The organism is Acinetobacter yuyunsongii, from assembly GCF_041021915.1.
Taxonomy (GTDB): domain Bacteria; phylum Pseudomonadota; class Gammaproteobacteria; order Pseudomonadales; family Moraxellaceae; genus Acinetobacter.
Window position 1 is genome coordinate 2,345,565 of record NZ_CP157435.1, and the last position, 23,771, is coordinate 2,369,335.

Below are 23,771 nucleotides of genomic sequence, written 5' to 3' on the forward strand. Positions count from 1 at the left end.
CGCTATATCCCCAAGTTTTATCCTTGTGTGCGCAAAATTTCTTGTCGTTGCGCCACTTTCTTCTTCCACTGTTCCGCACGACGCGTACGGTCAGCAACCTGTCCTACCAATTGACCACATGCAGCATCGATATCATCGCCACGTGTCTGACGAATCGTACACACAAATCCAGCGTCAGACAAAGTTTTTTGAAAAGCAATGATACGATTACGACTCGAACGTCCGTAAGGTGCATGTGGAAATGGATTAAATGGGATCAGATTGATTTTACTTGGCAAGTTTTTCAATAATTTTAATAATTGCTGTGCATGCTCAGGCTGATCATTGACACCCTCCAACATCACATATTCGATAGTGACATGGCGACGTGAGCTTTCATTGCCATCTTTAGCTAAATAACGTTGGCACGCAGCAATAAGTTGCTGTAATGGATATTTTTTATTAATAGGAACCAATTCATTACGTAGTTCATCATTTGGTGCATGTAACGAAATCGCAAGTGCAACATCAATGTCTTGTGCTAATTGATCAATTTTTGGAACAACACCTGATGTTGATAAAGTTACACGGCGTTTAGACATTCCGTAGGCAAAATCATCTAACATTAACTGCATTGAACTGAGTACTGCATCGTAATTAAGTAAAGGTTCACCCATACCCATCATGACCACATTGGTCACGGTACGTTCACGCTCAGCAACAGGCACATCTTCCATATAAGAATAATTTGCCATCCACAACTGACCGATGATTTCTGCTGGTGTTAGATCACGTTGGAAACCTTGTTTACCCGTCGAACAGAATGAACAATCCAGTGCACAACCCACTTGTGATGAAATACACAGGGTTTTACGTGTACCTGTTTTATCTTCTGCAGGAATCAGTACGGTTTCAACCAGAGAACCTTCACCATCACCTACACGAAACACCCATTTACGGGTACCATCTTTAGAATAGTTACGGTGCACCACTTCAGGTGCTTTGATTTCGCAGATTTTTTCTAATTTTTCACGTAATTTTCCTGAAATATTACTCATTTCAGCAAAATCAGTGACGAAAAACTGGTGTATCCATTTCATGACTTGACCGGCACGAAACTTCTTTTCGCCTAAGTCTTCAAAGAATTTTTCTAATTCGGCTCTGGACATGCCAAGTAAATTTACTTTCTTATCGGCAGCTTGAACGACAGACGTAGTTAAAGACTGTTGTTTTTCATCGACATTCTCAGATGAAACGACCACTACAGAACTCATGTATATTTACCTAAACGATATCAGCGCTAGAAAATGCTGTGTGTTTTTCACACAACTCAATCTATAAAAAATAAAAAACCAGATAAGTAGTATACCACTTATCTGGCTTGAATACTTTGGATTAACGAGTGCGTGGGCAGATCTCGTTGTCAGCAAAGAAGTAAGCGATTTCACGCTCAGCAGAAGCAACTGAGTCAGAACCGTGAGCAGCATTTTCGTCGATGCTTACAGCGAAATCAGCGCGGATTGTACCTGGAGCTGCTTCTTTAGGGTTTGTAGCACCTAAGATTTCACGGTGAGCAAGAACTGCATTTTCGCCTTCAAGAACAGAAACAACAACTGGGCCAGAAGTCATGAATGCAACTAAATCACCAAAGAAACCACGTTCTTTGTGCTCAGCATAGAAACCTTCAGCATCAGCTTGAGAAAGGTGTTTCATTTTAGTCGCAACAATTTTTAAACCCGCTTTTTCAAAACGAGCAAAAATGTCACCAATGTGGTTTTTAGAAACTGCATCTGGTTTTACGATAGATAAAGTACGTTCAATCGCCATGATTGACTCCTATTTATGGTGTAAACTAAAAAATTTGCCGCATTATACCGATGTCATCGCCAATAATCAGCTTGAATCTGTAAAAGTTCAGTGATTTCTGATGTTTTTTTAACGAACTTCATCCAACCAAGCCATTTGAATCGCTTCAAGCAAACCTTCCGTCGACTTATTTGGGTCATCATTAAAGTCTGGTAATGCACAAACCCAAGCATGTAAATCAGTAAAACGAATCCATTGAGGATCTACATCTGGGTGTGCTTCAGTAAGTTCGATTGCGATATCAATCGTATCTGTCCAACGTAAGCCCATTTGATAACCTAATTAACAGTTTGTGATTGAGCGTACTTTAACAAATCCCAAGATTTAAAAAATAGTCTTCTATCATTAAAACTCGTTAAATTATTCAAAGAATGATATTGAAGCTTGGTGCCAACAAAATAATACAGCTAGCGACGGATGCACCAATCACCGCCCCGACGATCACATCACTTGGGTAATGTAATCCTAAAATCATGCGGGACAATGCAACTAGAATCGTAAATGGCAACATCAAGATTAATAACAACGGTTGGATATAGCCTAATGTAATAGTAACCATGACCGCATGCAAAGTATGACCTGATGGAAAACTAAAATGATCCAATGGTCGCTCGCCCAGTACAATCACTTGGTGAACTTGATAAGGACGTGGTCGAGTCGTTTTATGCTTTAAAAACTTATAAATCCCCGTACCAACAGAACCTGCAACGAGCAAATATAGAATTTGCAGACCGTATGCCAAACCTTGTGCGATCCATACTGATAACAACATGACATACCAAAATGCTCCATCACCCAAACGACTAATCGTTTTAAAAAATAAGGCAATGCGTTGTGACTGTGAGAGATGATTAAGGTATACACACCCTTTTAGATCTAGATCGAGTATTTTTATTTTTGCATTTTGAAATTTCATACTTTTCTCCTTTCTGAGGATACTTTAGGTAGAGTTCATAAGAGGTTCCTGCGCTACCTGATAAAGTGCTTGTTCTAATTGTTGTACAGGAAACTGCCAACTGGTTTCCTGTACAGTTTCACTTGCTAATAAACCCATTTTTCTCAGTTCTGGGAGAGCTGGCAAATGACAAATGGATTGGGTTAAATCTGCGGCCTGTCCGAGAGGACTCAACCAACCTGTAACACCATGTTTGACATGCTGATGCGCACATACGTAGTCATAAGCAATCACTGGTAATCCGCTAGCAATTGCTTCTAGCACTACATTTCCAAACGTATCAGCTTGACTAGCAAAGGCGAAAACATCTGCACTTGCATAAGCGGCTGAAAGATTCTTACCACTTAAGCTACCAGTAAAAATAATATCTTCTGATATCGCTAATTTACTCAAACGAATACGATCAGGCCCATCTCCAACAATTACAAATTTTGTATTTGCACCTTGCTGTCTCTGCCAAGCATGGAAAGCTTCAATTAAGACATCAATTTCTTTTTCTGGTGATAAGCGTCCAACATACAGCATTACACGGGTATCAGCACCTACACCCCATTGTTGGCGTAATTGCTGTGAACGATGTTTTGGGGAAAACTTCGCGGTATCAACACCTCGTCCAACAACAACTAAAGGACAAGTCACACCAAAACCACGTAGTGCTTGTTCCGTGTATTGACTGGGTACACACGTGACATCTGTACTATTATGGAACCATGTTAAGTAACGTTGAATCGGTTTGACTAAAAAAGCCAAGTCAAAGAAACGGCTAAAATCTTGGAAAGCTGAATGGAATCCACTCGATACGGCGATTTTTTTTGACTTTGCAGCTTGTAGTGCTATTAAACCTAATGGACCTTCAGTCACGATATGCACTACGTCAGGTGCGAACTGCTCAAATGCTTTAGAGACTTTAAGATATTGTGGCCAACCAAATTGAACACTTGGGTATTTTGGAATAGGCTGAGACATCACCAAGCATTCTTGTTCAGGGTTAAATTCTGTACAAATCGTTTTTTGTATAGGCCTGACCAATAGAATTTTATGTCCAAGCCGTTGTAGCCCCTGACATAATTGCATCATAGATAATGCTACACCATTAATTTCTGGTGGCCATGTTTCAGTGACAATTGCGATTCTCAAACGAGGGCGAACTAAATCCCGAAGTTCAGACAATTCATCTTGTTTATTTTTGAGTTGTTTCCTTTTAAAGTAAAATTTAAAACTTTCAGGAAACTGTTCTTGCTTTAGTAGAGATGTCGCGTATGTACTTTGCATATCGCCATCCATTCGTGTCGTTATTTTCATGCTTTTAGCTTATAAATATTTTTTGACACTTTAATGATCAGTGTATGACAGTTTTTTGACAGTCTTAAAAATAGAAAATGCCCGATTTCAATATGAAAATGGACATTTAAAAGAGATCACAGGCTAATCAAGCCAAAGGATTATCCACAGCGAAAAGCTGTTGATCTTCTAAACGGAACGCCATCAATTGCTGTCCCCAAACACAACCACCATCGACATTTTGAATTTGAGGACTAATAGTTTTACCCTGTAAGGCCGCCCAATGTCCAAAAATAATTTGATGAGTCTGTGCAGCCTGACTATCAAACTCAAACCACGGCTGAAAGCCTGTTGGCATCGGCGCATCAAGTGCATCTTTAAAGTCAAACTCTAAACGCCCTTCGGCATCAGTCAAACGCATTCGGGTCAGATAATTGGTAATACAGCGCAAACGTGCCATACCTGTCAGCTCATCTGACCATAAATCAGGTTGTGAACCATACATCTCGGCAAGAAAGCTATCTAAAATCGAAAGATCGTCATGACCCACTACCTGCTGGACTTCTTGTGCCAATGCCACCGTTTTTTCGGCATTCCAGATACACGGCACACCTGCATGGGAAATCAAGGTCTGTGCATTTGGAGATAGGCTTAACGGCTGTTTACGCAGCCAATCAATCAACTCATCGCCATCAATCGCATCAATCACATCCTGAGTACGATCTTTATCTTTAACTTTTTTAAAACCACGGGCACAAGCAATCAAGGTCAGGTCATGATTACCTAATACAGTTGCAGCAGCACCACGATCAGCCAGTTTTTTAATAAAGCGTAATGCGCCCACCGAGTTTTCGCCACGTGCAACTAAATCACCCGCAAACCATAAAAAGTCTTGATCTGGATCAAAGCGAATTTCTTTCAATAACGCTTTCAGCGCTTCAAAACAACCTTGTACATCACCAATGACATAGTTATAGCGTTTAGACATTAAGATACCATCTGATCAGAAAGTGCGACAAAATCAGCCAAGCTTAAGGTTTCTGGGCGCGCCATCGGATCAACACCTGCTTTTTCAAAGCCATCTTCTGCCAACATCCCTTTTAAGCTATTGCGCAAGGTCTTACGACGTTGGGTAAACACATGCCCCACTAAACGCGCCAATGCTTTCTCATTTTTTGCTACGATCGGTTTTACGTCATAAGGTTCCAAACGAAATACGGCTGATGTTACTTTTGGTGGCGGATTAAATGAACCCGGTGGCACTTCAAATAAGAAAGTCGGTTTACAGTAATACTGAATCATCACCGATAAACGACCATATTCTTTGGTGTTTGGTGTTGCCGTAATACGATCAACCACTTCCTTTTGCAACATGAAATGCATGTCTTTGACCTTGTCACCAAACTCCAAGAGATGGAACAACAAAGGCGTAGAAATATTATAGGGTAAATTTCCCACCACACGTAGTGGACGACCGTCTTGAAACAATTGCGTGAAATCATATTTTAAAGCATCGGCTTCAATAATGGTCAGTCGTTCAGGATGTGGCACACGTCCCGGTAAGCCGGCAGCCAAATCACGATCTAGCTCAACCACGGTCAACGCATCACACTCGCCAATTAAAGGTGAGGTCAATGCAGCTAAACCCGGTCCAATTTCGACAATATTTTCACCCGCACGCGGATTCACTGAACGTACAATTTTGGCAATCACACGTTGATCATGTAAGAAGTTTTGACCAAAACGTTTTCGAGCCTGATGCCCTTCATCTTTAGGGTTTAGGGCATTAATTTGATACATAATAATTCCAACGTGAATAATTTACTCGCCCATTACTGACGGGCTAAATCAAGTGCTAAATCCACTGCAACCTGCAAACTTGATGCTTTTGCTTGTCCAGTGCCTGCAAGAGAAAGTGCTGTACCATGATCGACCGAAGTTCGAATAAATGGCAAGCCTAATGTAATGTTTACTGCTTTACCAAAGCCTTGTGATTTTAACACAGGTAAACCTTGATCGTGATACATTGCTAAAACAGCATCTGCATCTTTTAGATTTTCTGGGGTAAATAAGGTATCTGCAGGCAAACAGAGGCTCATCCCTATACCTTGTGCACGATAGCTTTCTAGCACTGGATTAATCACGTCGATTTCTTCTCGACCTAAATAACCATCTTCACCTGCATGTGGATTTAAGCCACAGACCAGAATGCGTGGTTGTGCGATTTTAAATTTGCTTTTTAAGTCTTGAATCAGAATATCAATCACTTGATGCAAACGCTCTTTAGTAATCGCATCAGGTACATCTCGCAACGGCAAATGTGTGGTTGCCAATGCAACACGCAATGTTTTAGTCGCCAACATCATCACCACACGATCCACACCTGCAAACTCTTGGTAAAACTCAGTATGTCCGCTAAATAGAATGCCTGCATCATTAATAATCGACTTTTGCACTGGCGCTGTAGCAACCCCTACACTCCGCCCCGACATCGCATAGTCAGCTGAACGACGTAATTGCTCTAAAACATAAGCAGCATTGGCTGAATCTAACTGACCTAAAATAACAGGTTTTGCTAAAGGCACATGCTCAACGAAAAGCTGCCCTGCTAAACTCGACCGTTTTTCGCCCTGAAATGGAATAAGTTCAACATCAATATTTAACTGTTTGGCGCGCTGCTGCAACATCTGGACATCAGCCAAAATAACGATCGGTCGCTCATCAACACGGTTTGCTAGACTTAGACAAATATCTGGTCCAATTCCGGCTGGTTCGCCAGAAGTGACATACAAAGGCAACATGACTCACCAATTCTAATTTTAAGCATTACGTTATAGTTTACCGAAAAAAACAATCCACTCCCCATATAAGCAAAAGTTTTTGAAAAAATATGAAGTGAAAATTTACAAGCTGATAAACAATAAATACAATAAATTTATTTTTACCAATAAATACAAGAATATAAACTATAAAAATAGAATTTAAATGCGACTAAAGAAAATCAATCGGAATAACATTAGAGCGATTAGATGCCACAACATAACGCTGATGAAACACTTAAAATGATGAAACACTTAAAATGATTATCCATCAAATTCTATTCCCTCTCAGCGCGCCCCTCCTAAATAAGAAGCAATCAAGAAAGAGAATAAAACTAAATAGCGAACAATTTGAAATTTTTAAGGTTTTTTCGCTTTAGGCAGATTTTCAGGCACGAGATTAGAAGGTACAAATTCAACTTGACGAGTCCATGGGTTAATTTTTGGTTGTACCTTTTTCTCAGGTTGAACAACCGCTGTCTCATCTTTCTTTTCTACCGCAACAACCGCAACACTACTCGGCTTCTCTATAAATGGATTTGCAATCGGCTCTTTTTTCTCTACAGGTTGAGGCTGCTGCACAAGTTGTGGTTCTTTCTTTTCTGGCAATGGAGGCGTATTTACTGGGTGAGAAGTATAAGGAGATGCTATAGCACCTTGTTTTACAATAGTCTGCGATGATTGTTGATGCAGGGGAGCATTTGCTTGCACTGAAGAACTTGAGGGTTGTGCTAAGGGGTTCGTTTGATCATCTGGTATTTCAAGTGGTTTCATTTCAGCAGTGACCATCATTGCTGGATCAACATGCTCACCACGAGTCTCCAAGACTTCAACTTTACGACTTGTACCTTCTTTGGGCTGAAATTCAGAATAATTGGTTACACTGCCCTGATCGACCCATTTGTAGAGGCGTCGTGCATTCGCTTGTGTGGAACAAGCTATTACGCAAATAGCGATTACAATAATGTTTGTAGAAAACGACAATTTCATCAAATTCCCCAAAAGAAGAGGTAAATACTTCTACTTATTTCAAATAATTAATTGAAAAATGATAAGTCAAATACCACCGCCTCTCAAGCCAAAAAATGTAGCTCAAAATTAACGGCGATATAGTTACAAAATCAGTCACATTGCAGCAAAATATGACATTAACAATGAATTGTTCTTGTGTGATTTTAGAAATTCATATAGAATTCGGTCTCCTTTTGTTTGGGCGATTCCTTGCTCAAACCAACTATAATAGGTAGTGGTTAATGAAAACTCTCAGCGCTAAGCCTGCTGAAGTTCAACACGACTGGTATGTTGTTGATGCTTCTGGCAAAACTTTAGGTCGCCTTGCGACTGAAATCGCTCGTCGTTTACGCGGTAAGCACAAAACTTCTTATACTCCTCACGTTGACACTGGTGACTACATCGTTGTGATCAATGCTGAACACGTTCAAGTGACTGGTAATAAATCACTTGATAAGAAATACTATCGCCATACTGGTTTCCCTGGTGGTATCCGTGAGACTAACTTTGAAAAGTTAATCGCTCACAAACCTGAAGCAGTTTTAGAAAAAGCTGTTAAAGGTATGTTACCAAAAGGTCCTCTTGGTTATGCAATGATCAAAAAAATGAAAGTGTACGCTGGTAGCGAGCATCCTCATACTGCTCAACAGCCACAAGTTTTGGACATCTAAGGGATACAGCACATGGCTACTAATTATGGTACAGGTCGCCGTAAGACCGCAACTGCACGTGTTTTCTTATCAGCTGGTACAGGCAAACTCGTAATCAACAATCGTACTTTAGAGCAATATTTCGGTCGTGAAACTGCTCGTATGGTTGTACGTCAGCCTTTAGAGCTTTTAGAAGTTACTGAAAAATTTGACCTTTACATCACTGTTAAAGGTGGTGGTATTGGTGGTCAAGCTGGCGCTATCCGTCACGGTATTACTCGTGCATTGATCGCTGCTGACGAAACTTTAAAACCTGCTCTTCGTCAAGCTGGTTTCGTTACTCGTGATGCTCGTGAAGTTGAACGTAAGAAACTTGGTTTACGTAAAGCTCGTAAACGTCCTCAATTCTCTAAACGTTAATCGTTTTACGAATTGGACAAAAAACCTCGGATTTATCCGAGGTTTTTTTATTTATATAGATCTATATATTTCTAAGATGCTTTTCTTATATTTTTTTAGTATGCTAAACCGTTTACTTGATTAGCTTTGTGATATGTCATCTGTTGAAACGACCCCAGTTCAGGGCATTACACTTTATAGTCATGCAGATGATTTCCGCTCACATTGGATTCGCTTTTTACTCGCTGAAAAGCAGATTAAATATCAGCTCATTATCACTGATCATGAAGATGAGGATTTGGCTGATCTCAATCCCTACAATCAACTTCCTATGTTGATTGAACAAAATCTAAAACTTTTTTCACCAAATATCATTAGTGAATATCTGGATGATCGCTATCGTCAAAATAAGCTTTATGCGGATGCTCCAATGGCCAGAGCGGAGCAACGTCAATATATTTGGCGTTTTGAACAAGATTGGTTCAAGCTTGCAGATCAAATGCTTAGACATACCGATACGTTGAACCCGCAAGAAAAACAAAAAGCCCAGAAAGAACTTAGAGATACGCTTATTTCACTCACCCCATTATTCCAACATTTTCCTTTTTTTATGTCTGAGACGTTTTCAATCTTAGATTGTATGCTCGCACCAATTTTTCTTAGATTAAAAAGTATGGGAATTGAACTTCCACCGCAACATTGCCGACCTATTTTTTTATATTGTCATCGTGTTTTCAGTCGCCCATCTTTCATTAAATCAATGACAGCTCAAGAAAAAAACAGCTACAATGATTTAATTCCTATGATTAAATAAGCTTGTAAATTATGTCAGATCAATTAAATGTTACACCCACACGCCCTTATCTTGCACGTGCCATTTATGAATGGATTTGTGATAACCAATTGACGCCTTATTTACTCGTTGATGCAACACAACAACACACAGATGTTCCTCAACAATTTGTAAAAGATGGACAAATCGTTTTAAATCTGGCACCCCATGCAATCCATCAATTTCATATGGATAATGATGCTATTTCATTTTCAGCTCGTTTCGGTGGGGTAGCAAAAGATATTTATGTACCTATTCGCGCTGTTTTAGGGCTCTATGCTAGAGAAAATGGACAAGGTTTATTTTTTGATCCAAGCGAATATGGCGATATTCAAGAGACTATCGAAACTCCAATAGAAGATAAAAAGCAAGAAGCCGAACCGAATAAGAAAAAACCTTCTCTTAGGATTTTAGATTAAAAGCGAGGAAATGCACGATGGCATTTGACTTAGTTCAATACTTTTCTGAACAAATTAAACTTCAAAAACCACAGCTCTTTGATCAACACTCATCAAAAGAAAGACTTTATTTTATTGATGAAGTGAATATGCTTGCTCTTGGACAGCTGGTCAGTCTTTGGAAAAAAGATAATCAAAAACTTTATCAGGAAATAAAAACATCTGATCCCCTTTATATCCAAGGAATAGCTAGACATCTTACAACCTCTGCATATAATCAATCCGCTTTAAGCCCTTCTGAGTTAGAGTCAAGTATTTCAGAAATACTCACTTTACAATTCGCAGAATTAAATCAATTAGACCAAACAGGTAGCTTTGGTCAAACAGGTTTTAGTGAGCTTCTCTTAGGTCAAATAGAACATTTATCTGGACAAGCAGAAGATTGGGTTTGGTCAACCAACCAACTCACTGAACTTTTAGGTTCAAAACCAGTCATACAGCAAGAAGTTTCTCTAGAGACAACGATACAGGAATTTAATCAAATGGTACATCAAGCACAACATACTGAAGAAATTTCAACTCCTGAACCAACTACACCGACATGGTCTTTTATTATTGCACCTGTAACAGCACTTATTATTTTATTATTTTTATATTGCAGCTACATTCAGCTGACGACTATTTAAGCATATTAAAAATGATAAAGAAAGTATATTACTTTCTTTATCAAACATTTACAGATATTTAAATCATACTAAAATAAGAAAAACTATATAATTATAAAGATTTACATTTATTTACAATAAAAAAAATACTTAAAATCACCCTGTATTTGTGGTAAAAATCACATTAAATTTAAATTATTATCTTTAATTGGCATTTTAATTTGTTTATTTGACAAAAATTATCAATGATTAGCGATCCTGTGATTTTGATACTTTTAAAGTCTTATTGATTTAATAAAAGAGTTTCCTATAATGAGACTATCTACTTTTGAAAACGAATCAAAAACAAAAGTAGGGAAGATTACTTTATAAACAAGATGTATCAGTAGAGATAATATCATGGCTAAAATTTCACTAGGGTCTGTTGAGAATTACCGAGAGTTAATTAAACTCGCGCACAATTGAATCATGGCTTCAAAACTCGTATCTGTTTTACAACTACGCATCGCTATACGTTTAAATTCTTTTAACTTACAGAAATAGTTTTCAATGAGATGACGCCATTTATACATAATCGTATCAAATGCTCTCATTACTTTTCGATTAGATTTAGGTGGGATCACCACTTTCACTTTACGTTCATTGAGTTCTTGGATGAGCCAATCTGCATCAAATGCTTTATCCGCTAGTAATGCTTGAAAATCAACATCTTCGATTAAAGGTTTGGTTTCTACTAAATCGTGATATTGACCAGGCATTAATCGAAACTTAATGAGGTTGCCTAGACTATCCACTAAGGCAAGAATTTTACAGGTCATTCCACCTCGAGATTTACCTATAGACTGTTTGAAAGTCCCCCTTTTGCACCTTGGCCATGTCGATGAACTTTAACAATCGTTCCATCAATCATGGCGTATTCCAAATCAACATCTTCATTTACAGATGCAAAAATAGCTTCAAATACACCAGCTTTCACCCAATCACGGTATCTTTTAAAGACGGTATTCCATTTACCAAAATGAGCAGGTAGATCACGCCATGGACTGCCTGTACGGGCAATCCATAGAACTGCTTCTAAAAATAATCGATTATCTTTTCCACTACGACCTCGATCGGTCACTTTACCTAGGCAAAAAGGTTCCATTTTTGCCCATTGGGCATCAGTAAGTATGTATCTATCCATAGTACTATTATAAATTAATCAGTTGCCTTTGTTAATTCTCAACAAGCCCTAGAAAGCTTGACAAATATTGATGGTTTTGTGGCAGCGGCATTAGTAGACACTGAAAGTGGCTTAGCGCTGGCAACTCAAGGTGGGGGCACACTTGATTTAGAATTGGCAGCTGCGGGTAACACTGAGGTTGTTCGAGCAAAACGCCGTGTTGCTAACTCACTGAAATTGAATGATGATATTGAAGATATTCTCATCACCCTTGGTAAGGCATATCACTTGATCCGCCCTCTGGAAAGCAATGGCAACCTGTTCCTTTATCTGGTATTGGACCGCACTAAATCTAATCTGGCAATGGCTCGACATGAGTTAAAAACATTTGAAAAAGAGTTAGACTTTGCTTAATTGGCAATTACACAATGATTTAATATAATTAGACTTCTTGTATATATTTTCATCTTCTTTATTTATAATAAGAAGATAAATATATACAAGCGGTCTATTATTAGTCTCTATTATAAAGACTAGTTTTGTGCAGTCCAATATTTTATAAATTATTAAAGTGATACTATGAATGGGCATTGCATTAATATCGCGATTTCGGGTATAAGTTTAAAGGTTTCAGATGAATTAAAAATAGAACTTAGAAAAACAATACCTCATGAATTTGGCATTAACTGGATTAACATTGCCGATCCAAATATCGACTTACTACTCATAAATGAAAATTTTTTTAATACTGAAAGCATTCAACGTATTTTAGAACAAAAACAACTCCCCTGCTTAAAGGTTTCCAAAGGGCCAGGAACTTGTAACATAGAAGAATACGATACACTTTACTTACCCTTTCAACAGACCGATGCATTGAAAAAATGGATTCATCTTCGTCTTTTAAGTTATCTATCCAAGCAACAATCGCAACACACCAAGATAGAGCCTGTTTCAGGACATGATGCGGTCAATAAAAAGTTTTTAACAGACATGCTGAATCCAGAAAATGCCCGACTTCATCTTTTTGATGATCATGGGACTTTAGCGATCATTGATACGCGTAGTCAGATTGCATGGTTAGAACCAACTCGCATACACACGCAAACCAATCATAGCTTTAAATATGAATTTGCGACCACTTTTGATTGCACAAAAGTTTCTCGTAAAGTTGAATATGACTTACAGGATTGGTTATGGAATTTATTTTGGCATTCTTTAGATTTTCAAAGACTTGCGCCGAATGAAAATGAATATTTTAAAATTGAACATTGGCCTCAACCTAGTCAAAGTACGGATCGAAAAATTATACTTTTGCTTTCAGCATGTTTTATACAAGGAGCTCAACTTTCACAAGTGGCAACGCAATTAAAAATCCCAATTCAAACGGTTCAACAATTTATTGCTGCCTGCATCATTTCAAATAATGGAGACATTATTCCAGCAACAGAAAGTCATTATTTGAAATCAGAAGCAGCCGAACAGCCTGTTGAAGAACACAACTTTTTTAATAAATTTTTCGGCAAAATCAGACGTCGCTTTGGACTTTAAGGAACAATATGATTCTTCAACAATATAAAATTGTGTTTGCAGGAAGCATGGGTGCAGGTAAGACAGAAGCGATTAAGTCCCTTTCTGAAATTCCTGTCCTTGCCACCGAAGCATTCAATACAGACTCTCAGGCCCATAATAAAATGCAAACGACAGTTGGTATTGATTATGGTGAAATCACATTAGATGATGGCGTAAAGATTGGTTTATATGGAACGCCTGGGCAATCGCGTTTTGACTTTATCTGGCCTGTTATCTGTCAGGGTGCTTTAGGTGTTATTCTATTAGTCGACCACAACAGCAAGGTTCCCCTTGAAGAGCTTGAGGGCTACCTTGACACATTTAAGGACTATACCAGAAATATTGCGATTGGTATTACGCATGTCGATGAAAATAAGGAACATTCTACTTCCATTTATCGGGAGTGGCTGATCCAGAATGAGTATCAATATCCCCTGTTTTTTATTGATGCCCGTAAACAGGAGCATGTTCTGCTCATGATTGAATCACTCATCGCGGCATTAGAAGTCAATTTAAAAGCAACAAATTAATCACTTTATAAAGAGAAGAATTATGTTCAGTATCCCGAGTCAACAACGTACAGCACCCAAAGAACTTATTCAAATGGCGAAAGCTCAGGCCAATGATATTTTAATGAACATTCGGGGTATTGATTACATCATGCTCTGTTCAACAGATGGATTTGAACTGGCTTCCGTTTATAAGAAGAATCCTTATAACAGTACCAAGTTGGCTGCTGTCAGCAGTTCCATTCTGGCAATGGTCAGTGCATTCTTAAATGAAATCCAGTTGACTGGATGTCAAAGCATCACCCTGGATGCGGAGAATGGTAAGGCAATCCTAACTTCGATTCCTGCACCACACCATCCGATGGTGATGGTGACATTAAGTAATAAAGACGTTCTTTTAGGACAATTACTTTATAGCTTAAAACAGGCTAGTGCAGCGATTGTAGCCGCTGATCAAACATAATCCTTAACTCATTGATTAATCCGAAAGGCAATTCTACACACTCACTGATCACGGTTGAAAAGCTATTAAAAAGCTAGGCGTGGAACCTAGCTTTTTAATTTACACATTTTATGCAATTGCGACATTTAATAATAATTGTCGTTTTTTCACTTGTTGTCCAATTTGACCAATCAGCTCATCTACCACACCATCAACATCCGACTTGATTTGTTGTTGGATTTTCATGGCCTCCAAGATCAATAAGGTTTGTCCCTTAACAACCGTGTCTCCAGCATTAACCAACAGATTCACAATCGCACCATCCATCGGCGCACGGATTTTACCATCCCCTACCACTTCAGCAGCTTCAGGTGCGGCATAGGTGATATTTTCAATCACTAAATTACCATTTGCTGTATCTAAATAGAGTTGATTTTGATCAAGTACATAACTCAACTTTCGACGCACGCCATCAACCTTATAGATGATCTGAGTATCACTTATCTCAACCACATCCACCGTACTTTGCTGATCACATAATCGCACGGTAACTTGCTGTTGATCCATCTCGACTTGTAGTGACAGTTGTTGATCTGCACATTTCAACTTTAATGGTAGCGGCGTTGCAATACCTGTTTGCCATGCCGTTTTTGAAGCCTTGTGTTGCGCAAATAGTGTTGCTGCAATCGCTAAACTTTCGAGGGTTGGAACTTCTTGATGTAGGCTAACATCATCCTGAAAATGCTGCTGGATAAATGCAGTATTGGTATCACCCGCCACAATAATCGGATGACGCAATAAATTTACCAAAAATTGTTTATTGCTATTTACACCAAGCAATACACAATCATCTACTGCACGCGCTAATAAGCGAATAGCATCTTCACGGGTTTTACCATAGGCAATCACCTTCGCCACCATCGGATCATAGAATGGGCTAATTTCACCCGCCTCTAACATGCCATGATCAATACGGACATTAGGCAACGCCGCAGGCTGCCAACGTAATACTTTGCCTGTTTGTGGTAAGAAATCCTGACGTGGATCTTCGGCATATAAGCGTACTTCGATCGCATGTCCACTTAAACTAAGTTCATGCTGCTGCAAGGGTAAAGTTTCACCATTGGCGATACGCAGTTGCCACTCGACCAAATCTAGTCCCGTAATCATTTCTGTCACAGGATGCTCAACTTGTAAACGAGTATTCATTTCAAGGAAATAAAATTCGCCAGACTGATCCAGTAAAAATTCAACCGTACCTGCACCGATATAATCACAGGATTTTGCTGCCGCCACCGCAGCTTCTCCCATTTTTTGGCGTAACTCAGATGTCATCACTGGACAAGGGGCTTCTTCCACCACTTTTTGATGGCGGCGTTGAATCGAACAATCTCGTTCAAACAGGTATACATAATTGCCATGTGTATCACCAAACACTTGGATTTCCACATGACGAGGTGCGATCACCGCTTTTTCAATAATTAATTCACCTGAACCAAAGGCATTTTCGGCCTCTGAACGTGCGGTTTTTAAGGCTTCCAACAAATCAGCCGACTGGTGTACCAAACGCATACCACGCCCACCACCACCAGCAGATGCTTTGACCATCAATGGAAAACCAATTTTTTCCGCTTGCTCAGCCAAGTATTCAATCTCTTGCTGATCACCCTCATAACCAGGTACACACGGTACACCCGCTTCAATCATGGCAATTTTAGATAAACGCTTACTGCCCATTAAATGAATCGCAGCGGCGTTTGGCCCAATAAAGGTGATACCGTTGTCGCTACAAGCTTGGGCAAAATCGGTATTTTCAGACAAGAAACCATAACCAGGATGGACCGCATCTGCGCCTGTCTTTTTGCAGGCTTCAATAATATTGGTGATCGACAAATAAGATTCTGAAACTTTAGATGGCCCGATATAAACCGCCTCATCGGCAACTTGAACATGGCGTGCATTTTCATCTGCATCTGAATACACAGCAACGGTCTGATAGCCCATTGCTTTGGCCGTTTGCATCACCCGAACTGCGATTTCACCACGATTTGCGACTAAAACTTTTGAAAATTTCATTATTGCTCAGTCCAATTTGGCAAACGTTTTTTAATAAAGGCCATCGTGCCTTCCTGCCCCTCTGCCCCACCAACGGCTTGAGCAAACTGCTGTGCAGCAGCATCCAGTAAAGAATCTAGAGGCTCATTTAAAGTTCGATGTAGCAATGCTTTTGTGTTTCGAGATGCCAACGGCGCAGCACGTTTGATCTGTTGAATGGTATCAGCAAGCAATTGCTCAAGCTCAATATGATCACGTACAACTTCATGTATCACACCTAACTTCTGCGCAGTCTCACCATTAAAACGTGAACCTAACAATGCCAAACGACGCGCTTGGGTCAACCCAATCCGTTTCACTACGAACGGTGCAATTTGTGCAGGTAATACCCCAAGCCCTGTTTCAGGTAAGCCAAACTGAGCATTATCACGACTAATCGCTATATCAGAGACACATGCTAAACCAAAGCCACCGCCGAGCACGGCCCCTTCTAAAATTACAACAACCGTTTGCGGAGCTTGATCAACTTGTTCAATCATGGCACCAAAACGGCGGTTAAAATCAACATAAGGCTGTAAACTGCCCACACTCGCCGCTTCAACACGCAAAGCTGCCATATCTTTAATATCACCACCTGCACAGAAATGCCCGCCTTTTCCACGCAGGATTACGGCACGAATCGAGCTATCTTCGACAATATGAGCAAAGACCTGCTGAATGGCATTGACCATGTTGAGACTCATGGCATTACGGCTTTCAGGTCGGTTCAGCCATAGCGTTAAAATACTGCCTTGTCGTTCAAGCTGGATGCTGTCATCCACTTGTAAAGTATCCAGATTACTCATTTTATTCCTAATTTTTCATTCTTAATCACAGGTTAGCTATACAGGATCAACGTCATACGCAACCACATGATCACAGGGGCAGCATTACCTGGATCAAAGATCCTTGCCCAACATATGACATTGTTATAACCCAGATGACCATGACCTCAGCCCCTCACACAACCCAGTCATGCTTCACAATATATCCCCACTTCACAAACCAAGCAAGTGCTTGGTTTGTAAAATAAGCATTATCATGCGTGATTAGCTTTGGCGGTACGCACCACAGCGTCTATATCTACTTCATCAATTTGATGAGGTGGAATAAACTGTTGGGCATAATCCAGCCATAAACGACTTTGGACAAAATAGATAAACAGTGTACGGTCAAGATGATTTTCCTGACACATTTTTGCCATGATCATCAGCGACTCAGAAATGGTTTTGGCAGATTTGTAAGGACGATCCGCGGCAGTGAGCGCCTCAAAAACATCGGCCAATGCCAGAACACGCTCCTCAACAGACATTTGTGCCGCTTGTAAGCGTCTTGGATAACCCTGTCCATCCATACGTTCATGATGGTTAGTGGCAAGGTCGGGAATACGCTGCAAATGCTTGGGCCAAGGTAATTTGGTCAGCATAATCAGGGTCTGGACGATATGATTGTTAATCGCAAAACGATCTTCGTTGGTCAGTGTCCCTCGGCGAATACTGAGATTATAAATTTCCCCAGTATTTCTTTGGTAATGTGGAAGTTGCATATCAAAACCATGCATGTTTAATGGATCATCCCGCTCTACATGGGGTTTATAATTTTCATCCCATGCAACGATATGCTCAGGTTTATCTGCCAATAGTCGCTCCTGTACGGGGAGTGATGGCGCAGGGTTATGATAAAGTGACTGTTCCAGTAGCGATAGCCCAAGACGGTTATCAAAATGACGTAACCATGTTCGCTGCCCGATCTGTTCTAAACGTAAAATCGTCTCATCACTTAAAAACTCCCCTCCAATATTGCATTTGGCAATAAAGGCAAAATCATCCTGTAGTTGCGCATACTGTGCATCACGCTGGGCTTCCGCACATGCCTGTTCTGTTCCTGTCAGTTGAGCCTTTAGACACGCTATCTCGGCATCCCGATATAACACTTCAAAACGGGTACGGATTTCATGGATACGGTTGTACAAGGTTTCCAGTTTGGTGGCTTTGTCAATAATATGTTCAGGCGTGGTAATCTTACCACAGTCATGTAACCATGCTGCCAGACGGAAAGCCTCACGATCATCCGCATTGCAATGGAAATCAGCATATTGCCCTTGTGTTTCTGCTGACAAGTGATCCACAATCATCATTGCCAGTTTGGGCACACGACGACAATGGCCTCCTGTATGGGCACTTTTAGTATCAATCGCATCGGCAAGAACCAGAATGAAAGCCTCCAAAAGCGCTTTCTGTGATTCAATCAATTGCCTTGTTTCAATTGGAATTGCCAACATTCCAGTTAACCGTTCACTAAAAATCAGGAAATTTTGTGACGTATGTTCATGATCACCTTTATGCTCTAAAATCACATAACCCAAAATGTGTCCATCACGCCCGCGTATGGCAAAGGCCTGACACAGGGCATGGCGGTTAGGCTGCTGATTCTCAATTTTACCCAATTGTGCCGCAACGACATCCACCTGATCTTGTCGTCCATAGGCGGCATTTTTTTGCCAACTGTTATCTTTTGACTGGTAAAGATACACTGCGCCACTATCACAACGAGCGGCCTCTACAAACAACCGAAGCACTTTATTCAGCATGGTATCAATCTGCGGTTCAGCTTGCAGTACCTGACTGATTTTTAACAATGCTTCCATGGTACGGCTCACATCATCCGTAACATCCGTCAATTGATAGGCTTCATACAACAAACTAAACTCAGGGCTAGGACGACTAAAATCAAAATGTGACATCTGCCGAACACGACGAATATGCTGTTCAATAATCTGGCCAATACGATGTCCAAGCCATGCTCCCAAAGCAAGAAGCAACATCCCCAAAACAATCGCAATCCCAATCATCTGGCGACGATAAACAGGCAAATCCTTGAGTAACTCTTGACTTGGAATGGCAACCAATAGCTGTAGCCCCAGTTCACGATATTGGGCAAGTTCAATCTTTCGTCCCAACCATTGTTGATCATCAGCCTGATAGGTCATTACCTGAGTTTGTGATGGTAACTGCCACAACTGTAATAAGGCTGTGTTTTCCAGATGTTGCAGTGCAGGGGCTGGTGTTGTGGATGTGACTTGATCAATAGCCGACCCCGTATTAACCCCAATCACTTCGCCCTGACTATCCACCAATGCAATTTGACTATGGGGGGTAATACTCAATTGTTGCAGTGCATCCTTAATTCCATTTAAGGGTAAATCCATCGCAACAATCGCATGGGAATTACTGCTGCGCATGGAAAGTGTTACACCCATCAAAGGTGTATCCGCATAAATATAGGGTTTTGAAATGGCAACATCTGTGGTGGCAAGCGCATTGTTATACCAGGGACGTTGCCGAGGATCATACACATAGTCTGGATCTATACGTTGCTCAATCAGGTTGAGCTGCTGATCATAGAATAAAAGTTGGTGTGTACGCTTTTCTGCTACCTGTCCCAACAATGTGCGAACCACGTATTTTGCCTGTTCTGGTGCGCGATAGCTCTGACGTAATGTCGCCTTGGTTAATGGACTCACCAGAAAATAATCACCATTATCATAGCCAATATACACAGCCGTTAATAATGGATTGGCATACAAATTGGTAGTAAAGGCCTCTAGGCGTTGCAACCGCTGGGGCAATGTGCTGGCTTCAACCACAGGATCAAAGGCCAGAACGCGCAGCAGTGCTTCAGCAGGATCAATAATTTGTTGTACTTTTTGTTCCGTGATTTGACTGGTCATTTCCGCCTTGCTAGTTGCGGCATCCAGAAGCAAAGTCTTTGCCTCAAACCAGTTAACTGTTGTAAAAGTGACGGATGTCAATGTGATGGCAATGATCATCATCATGGTCATCACCATGCGAATACGCCATTTATGTTGGAGCCGCTGCATTATGCTTTGCATATCTTTGTTCCATGTGTTGTATGTTGCACACGACAAAAGGCCAATATTTTTTTAAATATTCTGAGTATTTGTATAACATTCTATTTTGGTAGGTCATCACAAACATCATAAGTCAATACCCTGAACATGACAATCCAGAGGGAAAAAATTGCGATGAATTGAAAAAATTAAATAATTGATATCAAATAAATATTGATGTTTTTATAAAGATTTTACAACTATTGTTATAGGTAAAATATTTCGTTTTATTAGCGGGATAATGCAAAACCACACTTTAGCCACTTGAGGTATACCAATCTTTCATCATTTTTAATTTTATCTTTCTAAATCCTCCCTACCACGATGCTTAAACCGCATCTCAGGGAGGATTTAGACATAGCTAAAATATAAATTAACTTTAGATCACCCTTTCTGCTTCTTCGGCAAGATATCCATCAATTTACAGATAATTCCGAGCATGATTTCATCTGCACCACCACCAATCGAACCTAAACGTCCATCACGATACAACTGTGATGCAGGGTTCTCCCACATAAAGCCATTTCCACCCCAATATTGTAGGCAGCTATCCGCCACTTCTCGAGTTAAGCGCCCTGCTTTGAGCTTTGCCATCGAAGCCATCATGGTGACATTTTCACCAGCAATGTGTTGTTCACAAGCTTGATAAGTAAGTGCTTTTAGCGCTTCAACTTCAGTCATCAATTCAGCAAAACGGAAATGTACATATTGGTTATTGATGAGTGGCTGACCAAATGTCGTCCGTTCTTTCGTATAATCAATGGTTTGTTGAATCACATTTTCCAAACCACCAACAGCATTTGCACATGCCCACATACGTTCTTCCTGAAACTGCATCATCTGCATCATGAAGCCCATACCCTCAGCACCCACCAGATTGCGCTGTGGTACACGAACGTTATCGAAATAAACTTGAGCCGTTGTGGTGGAGCGCATTCCTAGCTTATTCAGTGGTTCTGAGAAACTAATGCCTGCAGTCTTCGCAGGAACAATAATCATTGATTTATTGACGTGTGGTTTGTCATCAGAGGTATTGGCAAGTAAGCAGAAGAAGTCTGCTTGCAGTGAATTAGTAATCCACATTTTGCTGCCATTAATCACATAATCATCACCATCTTTTTTTGCGGTGGTTTTAACCGCTGCAACATCTGAACCTGCATGCACTTCTGAAACTGCAATTGATGCCACATATTCACCACAAATCGCAGGATTCAGAAACTCTTCTCTCAGTTCTTTACTACCAAAACGAGCAAGTGCAGGTGTTGCCATATCGGTTTGTACACCAATCGCTAGAGGCACACCACCACATGCTGCACGTCCTAATTCTTCTGCCACCACGAGGTTATACGAATAATCCAAACCCAAGCCGCCATTTTCTTCGGGCTTACAAATACCTAGCAAGCCTAAATCTGCCATTTTCTTAAAGACTTCATGAATCGGAAAACGTCCCGCAGCCTCCCATTCTGGAATAAACGGATTAAGTTCGTTTTCTACAAACTGACGTGCGGTACGGCGTAATGCTTCATGCTCTGCGGTAAATTTCATTATTTTTTTCCTTAAAAATTGTTTTTCCCCTCTCCCTCAGGGAGAAGGCTAGGATGCGGGTATTAAAAATTAAAATCTAGACACACCAAAACGCGTTGGATTTAACTCGCGTTGCTGTGCTTCATAAATGGTCTGTAGCAAGAAGATCAATACTTTACGTGTATCTCTAGGATCGATAATGCCGTCATCATGTAACATCGCTGTATTAAATAAAGCGGTCGATTGCTGTTCCAATTTCATCGACGTACTTTGTTCTAGAAAATCCAACATCTGTGGATTCGGTTCCATGCCTGAAGCTTTTTGCTTCCCTTCAGCCACGATACGCAACACTTTTCCTGCCTGTGCTGAACCCATCACCGCCACATGTGAATTTGGCCATGCAAAAATAAAGTTTGGCGATAAACTACGTCCACACATGGCATAGTTACCTGCTCCATAAGAACCAGCAACAATGATCGAAATTTTGGGTACAGTCGCGTTGGCAACCGCTTGGATCAGCTTAGAACCATGTTTAATAATGCCGTTTTGTTCAGCATCCGTTCCGACCATAAAACCCGTGGTGTTATGCAAGAATAAAAGTGGGCGTTGGGTTTGTTCACAAAGATGAATAAACTGTGCGGCTTTCACTGCACCTTGTGGTGTGATGGGGCCATTATTGGTGATAATTCCAATATGTACCCCACCCATTTTTGCCCAACCGCAAACAGTAAGCGCATCATATTCTTGTTTAAATTCTAAAAAGTCTGAATCATCAATAATCCGCGCCACGATTTCTTTCATATCCAAAGGTTGCTTCGGATCTTGCGGAATAATGCCTAACAATTCCTCGGCTGAGTAACGAGGTTCTTTATAATCCTGATCGAGACTTTTGGTTTGTTCTTTCCAGTTCAAATGCTCAAAAATTTCACGAGCAATACGAATGCCATCAGCATCATTTTCAGCTAAATATTCAGCTACACCAGAAACCTGAGTATGCATTTCAGCACCACCGAGTTCCTCAGCCGTTGCCACTTCACCTGTTGCTGCTAACAATAATGGGGGACCAGCCAATAACATTTCCGTTTGCTTACGCACGGCAATCACATAGTCAGATAGACCTGGTTGATATGCACCACCTGCGGTGGCATTACCATGTACCACCGATATCTGCGGAATCCCTGCCGCAGACATTCGTGCCTGATTGGCAAAAGTCATACCGCCATAAGTAAATACTTCGGCTGCATAATTTAAATTTGCACCGCCACTTTCGGTCAATGTCACAATTGGTAATTTTTGCTCAAGCGCAATCTTTTGCAAACGTAAGGTTTTTTGTACACCCATCGGTGACATGGTACCGCCTTTGATTGCGCTATTACTGGCAGTGACCAAAGCACGAACGCCACTGACAAAACCAATTCCCGCGATAATACCCCCACCCGCTTCAGAGCCATCTTTATCATCATGCATGTTGTAGCCAACGAGACCGCATAACTCCACAAAAGGTGAATCAGCATCGAGAAGTAAACGTACACGTTCGTGTGGAAGAATTTTGCCTTTCTTATCAAACTTCGGTTTTGCTGCATAAGACTTATCAATACCTTTTTGCTGTACGGCACGCACCTCTGCAATTTGGTTTAATAAAGCATCTCTATTTTGTTGATATTGTTCACTACCGACTGCAATTTCAGATTGAAGAATAGTCATAA

Annotated in this window: 24 protein-coding genes; 9 read left to right on the plus strand and 15 right to left on the minus strand. The window is 40.5% G+C overall.

Annotated elements, in window-relative coordinates; all coding sequences use genetic code 11:
• Positions 1 to 17 precede the first annotated feature (17 nt).
• The 9 genes from rlmN to ABLB98_RS11260 form a co-directional block, all read right to left on the minus strand.
• Positions 18 to 1,253, minus strand: a complete 1,236-nt coding sequence (gene rlmN, locus ABLB98_RS11220) for a 23S rRNA (adenine(2503)-C(2))-methyltransferase RlmN (RefSeq protein WP_348883049.1) — start codon at positions 1,251 to 1,253, stop codon at positions 18 to 20.
• 121 nt (positions 1,254 to 1,374) lie between these two features.
• Positions 1,375 to 1,806, minus strand: a complete 432-nt coding sequence (gene ndk / locus ABLB98_RS11225) for a nucleoside-diphosphate kinase (protein ID WP_003654870.1) — start codon at positions 1,804 to 1,806, stop codon at positions 1,375 to 1,377.
• Between the two features lie 108 nt (positions 1,807 to 1,914).
• Positions 1,915 to 2,115, minus strand: a complete 201-nt coding sequence (iscX, locus tag ABLB98_RS11230; protein ID WP_004664895.1) for a Fe-S cluster assembly protein IscX — start codon at positions 2,113 to 2,115, stop codon at positions 1,915 to 1,917.
• A gap of 94 nt (positions 2,116 to 2,209) precedes the next feature.
• On the minus strand, positions 2,210 to 2,761 hold the full coding sequence (locus ABLB98_RS11235; RefSeq protein ID WP_348883050.1) for a phosphatase PAP2 family protein: 552 nt from the start codon (positions 2,759 to 2,761) through the stop codon (positions 2,210 to 2,212).
• 24 nt (positions 2,762 to 2,785) lie between these two features.
• Positions 2,786 to 4,102, minus strand: coding sequence for a glycosyltransferase family 1 protein (locus ABLB98_RS11240; protein ID WP_348883051.1), 1,317 nt, complete (start codon positions 4,100 to 4,102; stop codon positions 2,786 to 2,788).
• A gap of 127 nt (positions 4,103 to 4,229) precedes the next feature.
• Positions 4,230 to 5,069 (minus strand): symmetrical bis(5'-nucleosyl)-tetraphosphatase, encoded by an 840-nt coding sequence (locus ABLB98_RS11245; protein ID WP_249571246.1) that lies wholly within the window; start codon positions 5,067 to 5,069, stop codon positions 4,230 to 4,232.
• On the minus strand, positions 5,069 to 5,881 hold the full coding sequence (rsmA, locus tag ABLB98_RS11250) for a 16S rRNA (adenine(1518)-N(6)/adenine(1519)-N(6))-dimethyltransferase RsmA (RefSeq protein ID WP_348883052.1): 813 nt from the start codon (positions 5,879 to 5,881) through the stop codon (positions 5,069 to 5,071). The genes ABLB98_RS11245 and rsmA overlap by 1 nt, the downstream gene beginning before the upstream one ends.
• A 32-nt stretch (positions 5,882 to 5,913) precedes the next feature.
• Positions 5,914 to 6,882 (minus strand): 4-hydroxythreonine-4-phosphate dehydrogenase PdxA, encoded by a 969-nt coding sequence (gene pdxA / locus ABLB98_RS11255; RefSeq protein WP_348883053.1) that lies wholly within the window; start codon positions 6,880 to 6,882, stop codon positions 5,914 to 5,916.
• Between the two features lie 378 nt (positions 6,883 to 7,260).
• A complete protein-coding gene (locus tag ABLB98_RS11260; protein WP_348883054.1) occupies positions 7,261 to 7,890 on the minus strand; it encodes a hypothetical protein in 630 nt (209 codons plus the stop codon).
• A gap of 263 nt (positions 7,891 to 8,153) precedes the next feature.
• Here ABLB98_RS11260 and rplM point away from each other — a divergent pair, with 263 nt between their 5' ends.
• The 5 genes from rplM (at position 8,154) to ABLB98_RS11285 (ending at position 10,876) form a co-directional block, all read left to right on the plus strand.
• Complete coding sequence (rplM, locus tag ABLB98_RS11265; RefSeq protein ID WP_004664909.1) at positions 8,154 to 8,582, plus strand: 50S ribosomal protein L13; 429 nt, start codon at positions 8,154 to 8,156, stop codon at positions 8,580 to 8,582.
• 12 nt (positions 8,583 to 8,594) lie between these two features.
• Complete coding sequence (gene rpsI / locus ABLB98_RS11270; RefSeq protein ID WP_004640839.1) at positions 8,595 to 8,981, plus strand: 30S ribosomal protein S9; 387 nt, start codon at positions 8,595 to 8,597, stop codon at positions 8,979 to 8,981.
• A 133-nt stretch (positions 8,982 to 9,114) separates the two neighbouring features.
• Positions 9,115 to 9,774 (plus strand): glutathione S-transferase N-terminal domain-containing protein, encoded by a 660-nt coding sequence (locus tag ABLB98_RS11275; protein WP_348883056.1) that lies wholly within the window; start codon positions 9,115 to 9,117, stop codon positions 9,772 to 9,774.
• 11 nt (positions 9,775 to 9,785) lie between these two features.
• Positions 9,786 to 10,211 (plus strand): ClpXP protease specificity-enhancing factor, encoded by a 426-nt coding sequence (locus ABLB98_RS11280; RefSeq protein ID WP_004664913.1) that lies wholly within the window; start codon positions 9,786 to 9,788, stop codon positions 10,209 to 10,211.
• A gap of 17 nt (positions 10,212 to 10,228) precedes the next feature.
• Positions 10,229 to 10,876 (plus strand): hypothetical protein, encoded by a 648-nt coding sequence (locus ABLB98_RS11285; protein ID WP_249571251.1) that lies wholly within the window; start codon positions 10,229 to 10,231, stop codon positions 10,874 to 10,876.
• A 410-nt stretch (positions 10,877 to 11,286) separates the two neighbouring features.
• Here the strand turns inward: ABLB98_RS11285 and ABLB98_RS11290 are convergent.
• A protein-coding gene (locus ABLB98_RS11290; protein ID WP_099714932.1) for an IS5 family transposase occupies positions 11,287 to 12,038 on the minus strand; the annotation gives its coding sequence in 2 pieces (ribosomal slippage) (positions 11,287 to 11,702 and positions 11,702 to 12,038; 753 coding nt in all).
• Positions 12,039 to 12,095: 57 nt separating this feature from the next.
• Between ABLB98_RS11290 and ABLB98_RS11295 the strand changes: the two genes are divergently transcribed.
• The 4 genes from ABLB98_RS11295 to ABLB98_RS11310 all read left to right on the plus strand — a co-directional run bounded on the left by ABLB98_RS11295 (position 12,096) and on the right by ABLB98_RS11310 (position 14,558).
• The gene (locus ABLB98_RS11295; protein WP_348883579.1) at positions 12,096 to 12,431 is read left to right on the plus strand and encodes a roadblock/LC7 domain-containing protein; all 336 of its coding nucleotides are present in this window, start codon (positions 12,096 to 12,098) and stop codon (positions 12,429 to 12,431) included.
• Positions 12,432 to 12,596: 165 nt separating this feature from the next.
• Positions 12,597 to 13,565: a hypothetical protein gene (locus tag ABLB98_RS11300; protein ID WP_348883580.1), complete on the plus strand. Its 969-nt coding sequence runs from the start codon at positions 12,597 to 12,599 to the stop codon at positions 13,563 to 13,565.
• Positions 13,566 to 13,573: 8 nt separating this feature from the next.
• On the plus strand, positions 13,574 to 14,116 hold the full coding sequence (locus ABLB98_RS11305; RefSeq protein WP_249571254.1) for an ATP/GTP-binding protein: 543 nt from the start codon (positions 13,574 to 13,576) through the stop codon (positions 14,114 to 14,116).
• Positions 14,117 to 14,138: 22 nt separating this feature from the next.
• Positions 14,139 to 14,558, plus strand: coding sequence for a roadblock/LC7 domain-containing protein (locus tag ABLB98_RS11310; RefSeq protein ID WP_249571255.1), 420 nt, complete (start codon positions 14,139 to 14,141; stop codon positions 14,556 to 14,558).
• 108 nt (positions 14,559 to 14,666) lie between these two features.
• On the opposite strand, the gene ABLB98_RS11315 is transcribed toward ABLB98_RS11310, so the two are convergent.
• The 5 genes from ABLB98_RS11315 to ABLB98_RS11335 form a co-directional block, all read right to left on the minus strand.
• A complete protein-coding gene (locus ABLB98_RS11315) occupies positions 14,667 to 16,613 on the minus strand; it encodes an acetyl/propionyl/methylcrotonyl-CoA carboxylase subunit alpha (protein ID WP_348883581.1) in 1,947 nt (648 codons plus the stop codon).
• The gene (locus tag ABLB98_RS11320) at positions 16,613 to 17,437 is read right to left on the minus strand and encodes an enoyl-CoA hydratase-related protein (RefSeq protein ID WP_348883583.1); all 825 of its coding nucleotides are present in this window, start codon (positions 17,435 to 17,437) and stop codon (positions 16,613 to 16,615) included. Before ABLB98_RS11320 ends, ABLB98_RS11315 begins: the two co-directional genes overlap by 1 nt.
• A gap of 233 nt (positions 17,438 to 17,670) precedes the next feature.
• The gene (locus tag ABLB98_RS11325; RefSeq protein WP_348883584.1) at positions 17,671 to 20,523 is read right to left on the minus strand and encodes an HD domain-containing phosphohydrolase; all 2,853 of its coding nucleotides are present in this window, start codon (positions 20,521 to 20,523) and stop codon (positions 17,671 to 17,673) included.
• 402 nt (positions 20,524 to 20,925) lie between these two features.
• Positions 20,926 to 22,086 carry an acyl-CoA dehydrogenase family protein gene (locus ABLB98_RS11330; RefSeq protein ID WP_348883585.1) on the minus strand — a complete coding sequence of 387 codons (1,161 nt, stop codon included), beginning with the start codon at positions 22,084 to 22,086 and terminating at the stop codon, positions 20,926 to 20,928.
• A gap of 69 nt (positions 22,087 to 22,155) precedes the next feature.
• Entirely contained in the window at positions 22,156 to 23,769 is a 1,614-nt protein-coding gene (locus ABLB98_RS11335; RefSeq protein ID WP_256415307.1) for an acyl-CoA carboxylase subunit beta, read from the minus strand.
• Positions 23,770 to 23,771: the final 2 nt, after the last annotated feature.

Bases quoted from the DNA above. Each gene is read 5' to 3' on its own strand.
- rlmN (WP_348883049.1), bottom strand. From the start codon at position 1,253: ATGAGTTCTGTAGTGGTCGTTTCATCTGAGAATGTCGATGAAAAACAA.
- ndk (WP_003654870.1), bottom strand. From the start codon at position 1,806: ATGGCGATTGAACGTACTTTATCTATCGTAAAACCAGATGCAGTTTCT.
- iscX (WP_004664895.1), bottom strand. From the start codon at position 2,115: ATGGGCTTACGTTGGACAGATACGATTGATATCGCAATCGAACTTACT.
- ABLB98_RS11235 (WP_348883050.1), bottom strand. From the start codon at position 2,761: ATGAAATTTCAAAATGCAAAAATAAAAATACTCGATCTAGATCTAAAA.
- ABLB98_RS11240 (WP_348883051.1), bottom strand. From the start codon at position 4,102: ATGAAAATAACGACACGAATGGATGGCGATATGCAAAGTACATACGCG.
- ABLB98_RS11245 (WP_249571246.1), bottom strand. From the start codon at position 5,069: ATGTCTAAACGCTATAACTATGTCATTGGTGATGTACAAGGTTGTTTT.
- rsmA (WP_348883052.1), bottom strand. From the start codon at position 5,881: ATGTATCAAATTAATGCCCTAAACCCTAAAGATGAAGGGCATCAGGCT.
- pdxA (WP_348883053.1), bottom strand. From the start codon at position 6,882: ATGTTGCCTTTGTATGTCACTTCTGGCGAACCAGCCGGAATTGGACCA.
- ABLB98_RS11260 (WP_348883054.1), bottom strand. From the start codon at position 7,890: ATGAAATTGTCGTTTTCTACAAACATTATTGTAATCGCTATTTGCGTA.
- rplM (WP_004664909.1), top strand. From the start codon at position 8,154: ATGAAAACTCTCAGCGCTAAGCCTGCTGAAGTTCAACACGACTGGTAT.
- rpsI (WP_004640839.1), top strand. From the start codon at position 8,595: ATGGCTACTAATTATGGTACAGGTCGCCGTAAGACCGCAACTGCACGT.
- ABLB98_RS11275 (WP_348883056.1), top strand. From the start codon at position 9,115: ATGTCATCTGTTGAAACGACCCCAGTTCAGGGCATTACACTTTATAGT.
- ABLB98_RS11280 (WP_004664913.1), top strand. From the start codon at position 9,786: ATGTCAGATCAATTAAATGTTACACCCACACGCCCTTATCTTGCACGT.
- ABLB98_RS11285 (WP_249571251.1), top strand. From the start codon at position 10,229: ATGGCATTTGACTTAGTTCAATACTTTTCTGAACAAATTAAACTTCAA.
- ABLB98_RS11300 (WP_348883580.1), top strand. From the start codon at position 12,597: ATGAATGGGCATTGCATTAATATCGCGATTTCGGGTATAAGTTTAAAG.
- ABLB98_RS11305 (WP_249571254.1), top strand. From the start codon at position 13,574: ATGATTCTTCAACAATATAAAATTGTGTTTGCAGGAAGCATGGGTGCA.
- ABLB98_RS11310 (WP_249571255.1), top strand. From the start codon at position 14,139: ATGTTCAGTATCCCGAGTCAACAACGTACAGCACCCAAAGAACTTATT.
- ABLB98_RS11315 (WP_348883581.1), bottom strand. From the start codon at position 16,613: ATGAAATTTTCAAAAGTTTTAGTCGCAAATCGTGGTGAAATCGCAGTT.
- ABLB98_RS11320 (WP_348883583.1), bottom strand. From the start codon at position 17,437: ATGAGTAATCTGGATACTTTACAAGTGGATGACAGCATCCAGCTTGAA.
- ABLB98_RS11325 (WP_348883584.1), bottom strand. From the start codon at position 20,523: ATGCAAAGCATAATGCAGCGGCTCCAACATAAATGGCGTATTCGCATG.
- ABLB98_RS11330 (WP_348883585.1), bottom strand. From the start codon at position 22,086: ATGAAATTTACCGCAGAGCATGAAGCATTACGCCGTACCGCACGTCAG.
- ABLB98_RS11335 (WP_256415307.1), bottom strand. From the start codon at position 23,769: ATGACTATTCTTCAATCTGAAATTGCAGTCGGTAGTGAACAATATCAA.